Source organism: Streptomyces albireticuli, from assembly GCF_021228125.1.
Classification (GTDB): Bacteria; Actinomycetota; Actinomycetes; order Streptomycetales; family Streptomycetaceae; genus Streptomyces; species Streptomyces albireticuli.
The window spans coordinates 237,557-250,444 of the sequence record NZ_JAJQQS010000009.1 but is presented as its reverse complement, the minus strand read 5'-3'; the positions used below and the strand labels follow the sequence as shown (position 1 = coordinate 250,444).

General features: G+C 71.8%; 9 protein-coding genes. 4 read left to right on the top strand and 5 right to left on the bottom strand.

What is annotated here, in order from left to right:
- Positions 1-157: 157 nt before the first annotated feature.
- Positions 158-1,738 (bottom strand): AMP-binding protein, encoded by a 1,581-nt coding sequence (locus LUZ64_RS18740; protein WP_232390158.1) that lies wholly within the window; start codon positions 1,736-1,738, stop codon positions 158-160.
- A 204-nt stretch (positions 1,739-1,942) separates the two neighbouring features.
- Entirely contained in the window at positions 1,943-2,200 is a 258-nt protein-coding gene (locus LUZ64_RS18735) for a response regulator transcription factor (protein ID WP_095581741.1), read from the bottom strand.
- Between the two features lie 232 nt (positions 2,201-2,432).
- Between LUZ64_RS18735 and LUZ64_RS18730 the strand changes: the two genes are divergently transcribed.
- Complete coding sequence (locus LUZ64_RS18730) at positions 2,433-6,458, top strand: type I polyketide synthase (RefSeq protein WP_095581742.1); 4,026 nt, start codon at positions 2,433-2,435, stop codon at positions 6,456-6,458.
- Between the two features lie 111 nt (positions 6,459-6,569).
- On the opposite strand, the gene LUZ64_RS18715 is transcribed toward LUZ64_RS18730, so the two are convergent.
- Positions 6,570-7,241, bottom strand: a complete 672-nt coding sequence (locus LUZ64_RS18715; RefSeq protein ID WP_170116763.1) for a TetR/AcrR family transcriptional regulator — start codon at positions 7,239-7,241, stop codon at positions 6,570-6,572.
- 189 nt (positions 7,242-7,430) lie between these two features.
- Positions 7,431-7,817, bottom strand: a complete 387-nt coding sequence (locus LUZ64_RS18710; RefSeq protein ID WP_308251429.1) for an ArsR/SmtB family transcription factor — start codon at positions 7,815-7,817, stop codon at positions 7,431-7,433.
- Positions 7,818-7,952: 135 nt separating this feature from the next.
- Between LUZ64_RS18710 and LUZ64_RS18705 the strand changes: the two genes are divergently transcribed.
- Together LUZ64_RS18705 and sufU are read left to right on the top strand one after the other, a co-directional pair.
- The gene (locus LUZ64_RS18705) at positions 7,953-9,149 is read left to right on the top strand and encodes an MFS transporter (protein ID WP_095581744.1); all 1,197 of its coding nucleotides are present in this window, start codon (positions 7,953-7,955) and stop codon (positions 9,147-9,149) included.
- A gap of 21 nt (positions 9,150-9,170) precedes the next feature.
- Entirely contained in the window at positions 9,171-9,635 is a 465-nt protein-coding gene (gene sufU / locus LUZ64_RS18700; protein WP_095581745.1) for a Fe-S cluster assembly sulfur transfer protein SufU, read from the top strand.
- A gap of 140 nt (positions 9,636-9,775) precedes the next feature.
- On the opposite strand, the gene LUZ64_RS18695 is transcribed toward sufU, so the two are convergent.
- Positions 9,776-11,002, bottom strand: a complete 1,227-nt coding sequence (locus tag LUZ64_RS18695; protein WP_232390159.1) for a cytochrome P450 family protein — start codon at positions 11,000-11,002, stop codon at positions 9,776-9,778.
- Positions 11,003-11,328: 326 nt separating this feature from the next.
- Between LUZ64_RS18695 and LUZ64_RS18690 the strand changes: the two genes are divergently transcribed.
- Complete coding sequence (locus tag LUZ64_RS18690; RefSeq protein ID WP_095581747.1) at positions 11,329-12,888, top strand: acyl-CoA carboxylase subunit beta; 1,560 nt, start codon at positions 11,329-11,331, stop codon at positions 12,886-12,888.

The following is a 12,888-nucleotide window of genomic DNA, read 5'->3' as shown; positions in this document are numbered from 1 at the left end:
CTGCCCCATGCGGAATCCGCTCCGGCCACAGCGGTCACCCCGGCCCCGCGAGGACGAGCCGCCCGGCGATGCCCTTGAGCTGTTCGGGCGCCCCGCACAGGGGCCTCGGCCCGCCGCTGGAGCCTGGCCGGGACCGGGCGGGCCAGGAGGCCGGGTCTCACGAGACGGCCCGCGCGGCGGGGTTCCGGAGCTCGCGGCGCAGGATCTTGCCCGCGTTCGAGCGGGGCAGGGCGTCGAGGAAGACGACCGAGCGGACCTTCTTGTACGGGGCCACGCGGGCCGCGACGTACTCCATGACGGCCTCGGCGGTGAGCGCCGTGCCGTCCCCCGGGCCCGGCGCGGCGACGACGTAGGCCCTGGGGGTCTCCATGCCGTCCTCGTCGGTGACGCCGACGACGGCGGCGTCGGCGACGCCGGGGTGGGTGAGCAGCACGGCCTCCAGCTCGCCGGGGAGCACCTGGTAGCCCTTGTACTTGATGAGCTCCTTGACCCGGTCGCTGATGAAGAACCAGCCGTCCTCGTCCACCCGGGCCAGGTCGCCGGTGTGCAGCCAGCCGTCCTCGTCCACCACCTCGGCGGTGTCGGTGGGCCTGCCCAGGTAGCCGCGCATGACCTGGGGGCCGCGGACCCACAGCTCGCCCTCCTCGCCCGGGGCGACGTCGCGGCCGTGGTCGGGCGAGACCAGCCGGCACTCGGTGGAGGGCAGCGGCTTGCCGACCGAGCCGGGGGGCGGGGTCTGGCCGCGGGGCGGTACGTGGGCGCCGGGGGACAGCTCGGTCATGCCGTAGGCCTGGACGACGGGGACGCCGATGCGCCGGTGGACCATCTCGGCGAGCTCGGGCTTGAGCGGGGCGGCGGCGCTGAGCAGCTGCCGGATCGAGGAGAAGTCGCGGCCCTCCACCAGCGGGTGCTTGGCGAGGGCCAGTGCGATGGGCGGCGCCACGAGGGCGTGGGTGATGCGCTGCCCGGTCAGGACGTCGAGGAAGCCCGCGAGGTCGAAGCGCGGCAGGACCACCAGGGTGGCACCGGAGCGCAGGGTGACGCCGATCAGCGTGCTGAAGCCGTACGCGTGGAAGAAGGGCAGCACCGCCAGCACCCGGTGGTCGGGGGTGACCTCCAGGGCGTGGCTCATCTGGGCGATGTTCGCGGTGACGTTGCCGTGGGTGAGCACCACGCCCTTCGGCGCTCCGGAGGTGCCGCTGGAGTACGGCAGCAGCGCGGTGTCCGCGCTGCCGCGGGCGGCGTCGGCGGCCGGGCGCGCGCCTTTGGAACGGGCCAGGTCGCCGATGCTCCGGTGGTGCTCGTCCGCGTCCAGGACGAACACCTCGCGCACGGTCCCGGCGCCGGCCTCGCGGACCGTGGGGAGCAATGCGGAGACGGTAAAGAGAATGCGGGCTTCCGCATCTTGCAGCTGGCGGGCCAGGTCCTTGGCGGTGGCCAGCGCATTCACCAGGGTGACGGCGGCACCGGCCCGGGCGGCGGCGAGACAGGCCACCGGGTAGAAAAGGGAATTCGGGGAATAAACCGCCAGCACCTCACCCGGCTTCAGCCCGGCGTCGGCGAGCCCCGCGGCCACGGATCCGACCAGCTCGGCCAGCTCGGCATAAGTAATGGTCCGACCGCTCGCCGCGTCGACCAGGGCGGGGTGGGCACCGCGCTCCACGGCGCCCTCAAGAATGTATTCGTCGAGCGGTCGGGCCGGAAGATCTATGTCCTGGAAAGGGCTGCGATAAATCATTTTCGATTCTCCTGCACAGCGGGACGGCGAAAGAGGCGTGACCGGCGGTGCGGAGCGAAGGACGCAACGACGGGACCCGCCTCCCCCTCCCCCCGCCCGGCCGCCGGCCTTGCAAAGGTTTGACGTTCCTCGAACAATGAGGGCCGGGGGCGCACGGCGCGGCGGCCGGTTCCGGCCACCGCCCGGCCCACCGGACTCGGCCGTTCAGCCGGCCTTGACCGCGGCGAGATGGCGCCCTTGCGTCTGGTGGTAGATGTACGAGACGAGACCGGCCTGAAGACGGGATTCCACTTCCAACTTGGTGAGTATGCGGGCCACATGGGCCTTGACAGTGCGCTCCGTGACCTGAAGTCGCACCGAGATGGAGCGGTTGGAACAACCCGCCCCGAGCAGCCAGAACACGTCCTTCTCCCGGATGGACAGGAGATCCACCCTCCTGATCTGCGGCCACCAGTCAGGCATCCGCCACCGACCCCCTCGCGTCGACAACCCAAAACATGGACTCGCGTCTACAACTGGACAGTAGACGGTCTTTGCACTCCGGCGCACTTAATCGTGACCCACGTCTCAGTCAAGGAAACATAAATGCGCAAATGCCGATCAATGCACATATGCCGGTCAGGTGCGCGAGTGGCCGGAGAAGGCCGCCGACTTCTCTCCGAATAAAACATGCGCACTGGTATACATTTGAAGCATGAAGCACCTGAACGGCGAGAACGGGAAAGATATTGCTGTTATCGGAATGGGATGCCGATTTCCCGCCGCAAAGAATATCGACGCATTCTGGAAAATGCTGACGGAGAACACCGACGCGATCACACCGGTGCCCTCCGACCGCTACCCCGTGGCCGACCACCACGACCCGACCGGTGGCACCCCCGGGAAGACCGTGTCGGCCTTCGGCGGTTTTCTCGACAAGCCGTTCGATTTCGATGCCGGATTCTTCGGGATTTCCCCGGTGGAGGCCGTCACCTCGGACCCCCAGCAGCGTCTTCTCCTCCAGGTGGTCTGGGAGGCGCTGGAGAGCGCGGGCGTGGTCCCCTCCCGCCTGGCGGGCAGCCGCACCGGCGTGTTCGTGGGCCAGGCCACCGCCGAGTACGGCGAGACCATCGCGCCGGCCGACCGCACCGTGCGCACCGCCGCCGGCACCCGGCTCCGGGCCATCACCGCGGGCCGCGTCTCCTACGCGCTGGACCTGCGCGGACCCAGCATGGTGCTGGACACCGCCTGCTCGTCCTCGCTGACGGCCGTCCACACCGCCCGGCAGAGCCTGCTCACCGGCGAGAGCGACCTGGCCCTCGCGGGCGGCGTCAACATCATCCTGTCGCCCGAGGACTCCATCGCCTACACCCAGGGCGCCATGATGGCGCCGGACGGCCGCTGCAAGTTCGGCGACGTCACCGCCGACGGCTTCGTCCGCAGCGAGGGCGTGGCCGTCGTGGTGCTCAAGCGGCTCGCGGACGCCGAGCGCGACGGCGACCCCGTCCTCGCCGTGCTGCACAGCAGCGTCTGCAACAACGACGGCCGGGGCTCCGGCCTGCTGCTCCAGCCCGCCGTGTCCGGCCAGTCCGACATGATCCACGAGGCGTGCCGCCGCGCCGGGGTCACCCCCGCGCGGCTGGACTACGTGGAGGCCCACGGCACCGGGACGCCCGTCGGCGACGACGTCGAGCTGCGCGCCCTCGCCGAGGCCGTCGCGGACCACCGCCCGGCCGGACGACCGCTGCCGATCGGCTCGGTGAAGAGCAACATCGGCCACACCGAGGCCACCGCGGGGGTCGCCGGCCTCATCAAGGCCGTACTGATCGCCCGGCACGGCGTCATCCCCGCCTCCCTGCACGTCCGCACGCCGCACCCGCTGCTCGCGCGGGACGACTCGCCCCTCGACCTCGTCCGGGCCAACCGGCCGCTGGAGAAGGCCGGCGACCGGGCCCTGATCGGGGTCAGCTCGTTCGGGCTGTCCGGCACCAACGTCCACGCCGTGATCGGCGAGTACGTCCCGCAGCCCGCCCCCGCCACGGCCGACGACGGCGACGGCCCGCACCTGCTGGTCCTGTCCGCCCGGTCGCACGCGTCGCTGCGGCGGCTGGCCCGCGCGTACGCCGCGCACCTCGGCCCGGAGGGGCCCGGCCGCCGGCACGCGCTCCGGGACGTCTGCGCGACCGCGGCCACGCGCCGCGACGCGCACACCCACAGGCTGTGGGCGGTCGGCACGACGCACGACGGCCTCGCCGCCACGCTGCGGACCCTCGCCGACGGGGCGGAGACCCCCGACGGCGGCATCGCGGAGGCCGGGTTCGGCGGCACCCGCAAGACCGTCTTCGTCTTCCCCGGCCAGGGTTCGCAGTGGCTCGGCATGGGCCGCCGGCTGCTGGAGACCTCGCCCGCCTTCCGCGCCGCCATGGACGCCTGCGACAAGGCGGTGCGGAACGAGCTCGGCTGGTCGGTGACCGAGCTGCTCACCACGGCCACGGAGGAGTTGCCCGACGACGTCGCCGTCGTCCAGCCCCTGCTGTGGGCCGTCGAGGTCGCCCTGGCCGCGGCCTGGCGCGAGCGGGGCGTCGAGCCCGACGTCTGCGTCGGCCACAGCATGGGGGAAGTGGCCGCCGCCCAGGTCGCCGGGGCGCTCTCGGTGGAGGACGCCGCCGCGGTGATCTGCCGCCGCAGCCGGCTGATGGAGCGGGTGGCCGGGCTCGGCGCCATGACGGTCGTCGAGCTCTCGGCGGACGAGGCGCGGCGGGCCGCGGCCGGCTTCGGCTCCCTCTGTGTGGCGGTGGAGAACTCGCCGAGGTCGACGGTGCTCGCGGGCGCCCCGGACGAGCTGCGGGAGCTCGGCCGGGTCCTGGACGGGCGGGGCGTCTTCCACCGCGCGCTGAAGGTGAACGTCGCCTCCCACTCCCCCGACATGGACCTGATCCGCGAGGACCTGCTGACCGCGCTCGCCGGCCTGCGGCCGAAGCGGGTGGAGACCGCGATGGTGTCCACCGTGCGGTGCGACCGGGTCCGGGGGCCGGAGCTCGACGCCGCCTACTGGGCCGACAACCTGCGCCGCCCGGTGGAGTTCGCCGAGGCCGTGCGGTCCGTGGCGAAGGAGGGCGAGCACGTCTTCCTGGAGATCAGCCCGCACCCCGCCCTGCTGACGGCGGTCGACGACGTCCTGAGCGACCTCGGATCCCCCGTGCCGGCGGTCGCCTCGCTGCGGCGGCACGAGGACGAGCGGCTGATGATGGCCCGGTCGCTGGGACAGCTGTACAGCCAGGGGGCCGCCGTGGCGTGGGAGCGCTGGTTCTCCTCCCGCGGCCCGGTCGTCCCGCTGCCCGGCTACCCCTGGGACACCGAGACCTACCGGCTGCCCGCCGGCCCCGCGCGGCCCGCCCCTCGGCGCGAGCGGGTGCGCGAGTTCCCGGTGACCGGGGCGGTCGCGGTCACCTCCCTGCGCGGGCTCGCGCCGATCCCGCCCTCCTACTACATGGCGGCGGTGCTCGACACGGCGCGCGCCGACGGTGAGGGGGACGACGGCCGCCCCGTCCTGGAGGACGTCCGGCTGGGCGAGGAGTTCGTCGACGTGACGGAGGGCTCCGGGGTGACGCTCCGGGTCACGCTCACGGACGACGGCCCGGAGGGCGGGGCACGGGCCCGGGTGGAGGCGCTGCGTCCGCCGGGCGACGCGCGGCCGCCCGTGCTGTGCATGACGGCCCGGGTCCGGCACGGCGAGGAGGCCGGCGCCGGGCGGGGCGCCGACGAGCTGCACGACGCCCTGGCCCGCTGCCGCGCCTATCTTCCCGGCGCCGAGTTCGAACGCCTGGCCGTGGCGCGCGGTTACGAGTTCAGTGCGGCGTCCCGCGCGGTGGCCCAGGCATGGCGGACGGACGGTCAGGCGGTCGCCCGGATGCGGCTGGCGGGGGCGGGGCAGCCGGCCCTGTGGGAGGCGGGCCTCCAGTCCGTCGCCGCGGCCTATCCGCTGGGCGGCGCGCCGTCCGCCGCGACGTGCGCGTACGTCCCGGTGTCCTTCGGCAGTGTGGACATCGCGGGCGAACTCCCGGCGGAGTTCTGGAGCCTGGCGCGGTTCGTGCCGGACCCGGCGCGACCGGAGGGGCGGGCCGAGGTGCTGCTCCTCGACGGCGACGGCACCGTCCTCGCCGCGTTCCGGGGGATCCGGATGCACAGGATCGCCGGGGCCGAGGTGCCCCTGCCGCGGCGGATGGCCTCGCTGCTGCCGAGGCTGCCGGAGTCCGTCGTGAGCGCACCGGCCGTCGCCTCCGTGCGCGGCGGTGCCACGGCGCTGCTGTCGCACGTCGGGAGCCTGCTCGGACAGGTGGCCTCCCGGACCGCGCCCGCCGGGTCCGGGCCGGGTCCGCGCTCCGCGGCCGGGGCGCACCGGCCTCCCGTCGCGCCGCCCGCGGGAATCGCCGGGCCGCCCCCCGTCGCCTTCGCCGTCGCGCCCCCGGCGGCGGAGACGAGTCCCCCGGGCGCGCGGCCGGCCCCGGAGCCCGTCCCGGCGGCCACGGCCGAGGAGCGCTTCCTGGCCCAGGTGGCCGCGGTGCTCGGGCTGCCGCCCGAACGGATCGACGGCCGCCGGCCGCTGCGCGACTTCGGGCTGGACTCCCTGATGGCAGGTCAGCTGCGCCGCAGGCTGCTCACCGAGCACGGTGTCGACCTGGGCATCGGCCGTCTGCTGGGCGAGGACAGCATCGGGAGCCTGGCGCGCTCCCTGCGGTAGCCGCGGCCGGGGTCCCCGTACGGCGCCGTCCGTACGCGGGTGCGCGTACAGGCGTGTCCGTACAGGCGTGTCCGTACGCGGGGTCGTCGTACGGACGTGCCGCCGTGCCCGTCAGGCGGCGCCGGGGGCCCCGCTCGGTTCGGGGGCGGCCGCGAGCGGCCGCTCCACGCCGAGCGCGTAGCCGGGCATGATGCCCCGGAGGATGATGTGGAACAGCTCCCGCAGTTCCACATAGAGGTGGGCGTCCACGCCCTTCCCCTGCGTCCAGCGGTAGAGGGCGCCCAGATAGGCGTCGCGGAGCAGCTGGCCCACCCGCGACGCGTCCACGTCGGGGCACACCTGGCCCTGCCGGATGCCCTCCTCGACGATCTCCGCGAAGATCCCGCTGGAGTAGGGGTCCTCCAGCATCGGCCGGCCGGCCTTCACCCAGGCGAGGAGCATGGCGCGGGTGATGTCCCGCTCCTCCTCGTTGATGTCCACGAGGGCGGACACGCACTGATCGAGACGTGCCACGACATCGCCGCGCGGCACGGGCATATAGCCGAGGCTGGCCTGGAGTTTCTCCCGCCGCAGGTCGCCCCAGGCGATGATGATGTCTTCCTTGCGCTGGAAGTAATTGAAGAACGTGGCCCGCGCGACATCGGCCTCTTCGGTGATCTCGTCGATCGAGGTCTGGTCGTAGCCCTGCTTCGCGAAAAGTGTGACGGCCGCCGCGTACAACCTCTGGCGCACCCGCTGCTTATTCCGCTCCCGGCGCCCTGCGACCGGTTTGGTCTCTATCATCTCAGCTCCTGGATGCGGAGAATTGCGACTTCGCTCCGCACCGTCGACGCCGCCCAGTATGCGCATGTCCCGAAGGCACTGTGCGCCGCCTTTGACGGGAGGTTGGTGCATTTTGAACTATTTTTACACTGCGGCGCAACCCCGCGTTCATCTCACGTACCGCGGACGAAACAAGTTTTAGGCATTTTTTCAGACATCGTTTCCGAGACCGTCCGCGGCAACGCTCCGGGCATCGGCCGCGTCGGGCGCGTCCGTCATGCCCAATTCCCGGGCGCCGCCGAGCACCGCGTCCAGCAGGCCGGAGAATCGGGCATCCAGGTCTTCTCTACGCAATTGAACGAAATAGTTGCGGCCCTCCAGGCGGGTCCGGGTGATCCCCGCCTCGCGCAGCACCCGGAAGTGGTGCGACAGCGTGGACTTGTGGACGCCCACCAGGAACTCCTCCGGGAAGCACGGGTGGTACTCGCCGTCCGCCAGCACCAGGAGCATGCGCAGCCGGACCGGGTCCGCGAGCGCGCGCATGACCTCCACGAACTTGATGCCCACCGCGTCCGGTTCCGCGAGGTAGCGAGCCACCGGGCCTCCCTCCGCCAAGTCGACGCAGCGATTGTATCCGTTGCATGGCGATCAAACTGTACCTTGACATGCTCGCGGGGCGGAGCTCTAGTATGACGACTGTCAAACGATCTGTTACGTATTAAGCGAGGGGAAATGTACAGTCGCCTGCTCTTCCTTACCCTAGGAACCTTCGCGGTGGGTACGGACAGCTTTGTCATCGCAGGAATCCTCCCCGAGATCTCCGACTCGCTCGACGTGAGCATTTCGACCGCGGGCCTGCTCATCACGGTCTTCGCGTTCACCTACGCGATCCTGTCGCCCATCGTGGCCGCCACGACCGCGCACTGGCCCCGCAAGCGCCTGCTGCTGGCCGGTCTGCTCATCCTGGCGATCGGCAACGCGCTGACCGCGGTCCTGCCCACCTTCGGCCTGGTGCTGGCCAGCCGCGCGGTCGCCGGTCTCGGCGCGGCGATGTTCACCCCGACCGCGAGCACCACCGCGGCGGCGCTCGCCCCGCCGGAGCAGCGCGGCCGGGCCCTCGCGATCGTGATGGCCGGCCTCAGCGGTGCCACCGCCCTCGGCGCGCCCATCGGCACGGTCATCGGCAGCCAGGTCAACTGGCAGGCGACGCTCTGGTTCGTCGCGGTGCTCAGCGTGCTCGGCGCCGTCGGCATCGCCGTGCAGATGCCCGACGTCCCCTCGATGCCCCCGGTCAACCTGCGCAAGCGCATGGCGCCGCTCAAGGACGCCCGGGTCGGCTTCACCCTGCTGACCACCGTGCTGGTCTTCACCGGCCTGTACACCAACTACAGCTTCGTGGCCGAGTCCTACGACCGGGCCACGGACGGCGACGGCACGATCCTGGCCGTGCTGCTCTTCGTGTGGGGCGCCGGAGCGACCGTCGGCAACCTCGGCGCCGGCCGGCTCACCGACCGGATCCCGGGCAAGCGCATCATCGCCGTCGCGATCATCGTCGCGGGCATCGACTTCGCGCTGATGCCGCTGTCCAACCGGTACCTGGGCACCGCGATCGTGGCCATCTTCGTCTGGGGCATCTGCGGCTGGGCCTCGCTGGTCCCGCTCCAGCACCGCCTCCTGACGATCTCCCCGGCGCACGGCACCCTCACCATCGGCCTCAACGCCGCCGCCACGTACCTCGCGGTGTCCGCCTCCGGCCTCACCGGCGCCGCCGGCATCCGGCTGGTCGGCGTGCACAACCTCAGTCTCTTCGGGCTCGGCTTCATCGTGCTCGGCCTGATCTCCTCGGGCATCGCGAGCCGGCTCATCAAGAAGGGCGAGGGAGCCCCGGACGAGGCGGCCGCCACCGCCCCGGCCATGTCCAAGAGCTGACGGAAGCCGAGGGAACCCGCCATGAATCTCGACTCGATGTACCGGGAAGTGATCCTCGATCACTACAAGCACCCGCACGGTCGAGGGCTGCGCGACGGCGACGCCGAGGCGCACCACGTGAGCCCGACCTGCGGTGACGAGATCACCCTGCGGGTGAAGCTCGACGGCCGGGTGGTCAAGGACGTCTCCTACGAGGGGCAGGGCTGCTCCATCAGCCAGGCCAGCGCCTCCGTGCTCAACACCCTCCTGGTCGGCCGCGACCTGGACGAGGCGGAGCGCATCCGGGGCGCGTTCCTGGAGCTGATGCAGTCGAAGGGCCGGACCGCGCCCGACGAGGCGGCCGAGGCCGTCCTGGACGACGCGGTCGCCTTCGCGGGTGTCTCCAAATACCCGGCGCGGGTCAAGTGCGCCCTGCTGAGCTGGATGGCCTGGAGGGACGCGACGGACCGGGCGCTGGCCGCCGCGGGCGGACCGGCCCCCGCGTAGCGACGCGGACGGGAACGGGAACGGGGACGGAGCCCGCGTGCGGCACGCGGGCTCCGTCGTCATGGAACAGGTCGCCGGACACGTCACCGAACACGTCGCGGCGCAGGTCGCCGGACGGTTCACAGGGCACGCCACGGCCGTCAGGCCGCGGCCGCCGAGACCTCCCGGCCCCCGTACAGCGGGGCGGGCCCGCCCAGGTCGACCGGGAGGGTGAGCAGGCCGCGCATCGGCATCCCGGGGCGCCAGCGGAGCTCGTCCACCGGGACGTCCAGGGCCAGGCCGGGGAAGCCCTCGAAGAGCGCGCGGAGCGCGATCCGGGCCTCCATCCGGGCCAGCGCCGCCCCCAGGCAGTAGTGGATGCCGTGCCCGAAGGCCAGGTGCCCGCCGGTCTTCCGGTGGATGTCGAAGGACTCCGGGTCCTCGTACACCGCCTCGTCCCGGTTCCCGGACACCAGGGAGACCAGGACGATGCCGCCGTCCCCCGAGACCAGGGTGTCCCCGATCGTCAGGTCCTCCGAGGCGAACCGCCAGGTCGTCGCCTCCACCGGCCCCTCCCAGCGCAGGGTCTCCTCGATCGCCCCGTCCAGCAGCGACCAGTCCCCGCGCACCTCGGCCAGCTGCTCCGGGTGCGTCAGCAGGGCCAGCGTGGCGTTGCCGATGAGGTTGACGGTCGTCTCGTGGCCCGCGAACAGCAGGACGAACGCCGTGCCGCGCAGCTCCTCGTCGCTCAGCCGGCCGCCGTCCTCGTCGGTGACGTGGACGAGCGCGCTGAGGACGTCGTCGCCGGGCGCGCGCCGCTTCTCCGCGACCAGTTCGTCGAGGTAGGCGTTGAGGCGCGCGGCGCTGTCGAAGTAGTCGGGCGTCGGGGCGTCCGAGGAGATCAGCTTGTTGGACGCCTCCTGGAAGCGGTCCTGGTCCAGGGCGGGCACCCCGAGGATCTCGCAGATCACGGCGATGGGCAGCGGGTAGGCCAGCGTCTCCATGACGTCGGCCCGGCCCTGCGCGGGCAGGGCGCCGACGAGGTCCGCGGTGAGCTCCTCGATCCGCGGCCGCAGCGCCTCGATGCGGCGCGGTGTGAACGCCTTGGAGACCAGCTTCCGCAGCCGGCTGTGGTCCGGCGGGTCGGCGCTGAGCATGCTCCGGCCGAACAGCTGGGTGGTGTTCTCCTCGCTGCCGGTGCGCATCCTGCGCAGCTCGGGGGCGGCGAAGGACCAGTCCTTGCGGAGCCTGGCGTCGCCGAGCGCGGCCCGCGCCTCCTCGTAACCGACGACGAGCCACGCCTCCAGGCCGCCGGGCAGCCGCACCCGGTGGACGGGGCCTCTCGCCCGCAGTTCCCGATAAATCGGATAGGGATTCTCGGTAAACACTGGACCAAATTCCTCCAGGTCCACTATGTTGCCGCTCACTGAGGCTCCCTTCCGCGAGTTCGCATTTCCGGCCGGCCTTTCTGGGGCGGACACAACACAAGAGGCCACCGAGCGGGAAGCTAGCACCTGGCGCATGCGTCGTAAATTGAACTTTCGATACATTGCGCGGGACCTGGCCCTGTGCTGACCTCTGTACTTTTGTCCAGTGTTCGGCCCGGAACGATGCGGACCGGGCCGGTTTCGTGTTCGACTGGACGGCCATCGCAATGGACTGCCGATTCTTTTGCAACACCACGGCCTGCATCGGATGCGGAGCGTAAATAGACATGGGTGACGGGACGCTGCACGAGCGGATCGCGGAACTCCGGGAGCTGAAGTCCGCGGCGCGGCTGGGCCAGGACCCCGCGGCCACGGAACGCCAGCACGCCAAGGGCAAACTGACGGCTCACGAGCGCATCGCCCTGCTGCTCGACAAGGGGTCGTTCACCGAGGTCGAGGGGTTACGCCGGCACCGCGCCCGCGGCTTCGGCCTGGAGGACCGGCGGCCGCACTCCGACGGTGTGGTCACCGGCTGGGGCACCGTCCACGGCCGTACCGTCTTCGTCTACGCGCACGACTTCCGGATCTTCGGCGGGGCGCTCGGCGAGGCGCACGCCCAGAAGATCCACAAGATCATGGACCTGGCCGCCGCCGCGGGCGCGCCCCTGGTCAGCCTGAACGACGGGGCCGGTGCCCGCATCCAGGAGGGCGTCTCGGCGCTCGCCGGCTACGGCGGCATCTTCCAGCGCAACGTCCGCGCCTCCGGGGTCATCCCGCAGATCAGCGTGATGCTCGGCCCCTGCGCGGGCGGCGCCGCCTACTCCCCCGCGCTCACCGACTTCGTGTTCATGGTGCGGGACATCTCCCAGATGTTCATCACCGGCCCGGACGTGATCCAGGCGGTCACCGGCGAGCAGGTCAGCCAGAACGGTCTGGGCGGCGCCGATGTGCACGCCACGGTCTCCGGGGTGGCCTCGCTCGCCTACGACGACGAGGAGAGCTGCCTGGAGGACGTCCGCTACCTCCTGTCGCTGCTGCCCTCCAACAACCGCGAGATGCCCCCGCACGAGCTGCCCGCCGACCCGGCCGAGCGTTCCAACGACGCGCTCCTGGACCTCGTCCCGTCCGACCCCAACCGCTCGTACGACATGCGCGCCGTCGTCGAGGAGATCGTCGACGACGGCGAGTTCTTCGAGGTCCACGCCGGCTGGGCGACCAATGTGCTGTGCGCCCTGGCCCGGCTGGACGGCCATGTCGTCGGGGTGATCGCCAACCAGCCCGCCTCGCTCGCGGGCGTCCTGGACATCCACGCGAGCGAGAAGGCCGCCCGCTTCGTCTCCACCTGCGACGCCTTCAACATCCCGCTGGTCACCCTCGTCGACGTGCCCGGCTTCCTGCCCGGCGTCGACCAGGAGCACGGCGGCATCATCCGGCACGGCGCCAAGCTGCTCTACGCCTACTGCAACGCCACCGTCCCCCGGGTCTCGGTCATCCTGCGCAAGGCCTACGGCGGCGCTTACATCGTCATGGACTCGCAGTCGATCGGCGCCGACCTCACCCTCGCCTGGCCCGGCAACGAGATCGCCGTGATGGGCGCCGAGGGCGCCGCCAACGTCATCTTCCGGCGCGAGATCGCCGCGGCCGAGGACCCCGACGCCGTACGGGCGCAGAAGATCAAGGAGTACAAGAACGATCTGATGCACCCCTACTACGCGGCCGAGCGCGGTCTCGTGGACGACGTGATCGACCCCCGCGAGACCCGGTCCGCCCTGATCAGCGGCCTGCGGATGCTGCGCGACAAGCACGCCGACCTCCCGTCGCGCAAGCACGGCAACCCGCCGCAGTGA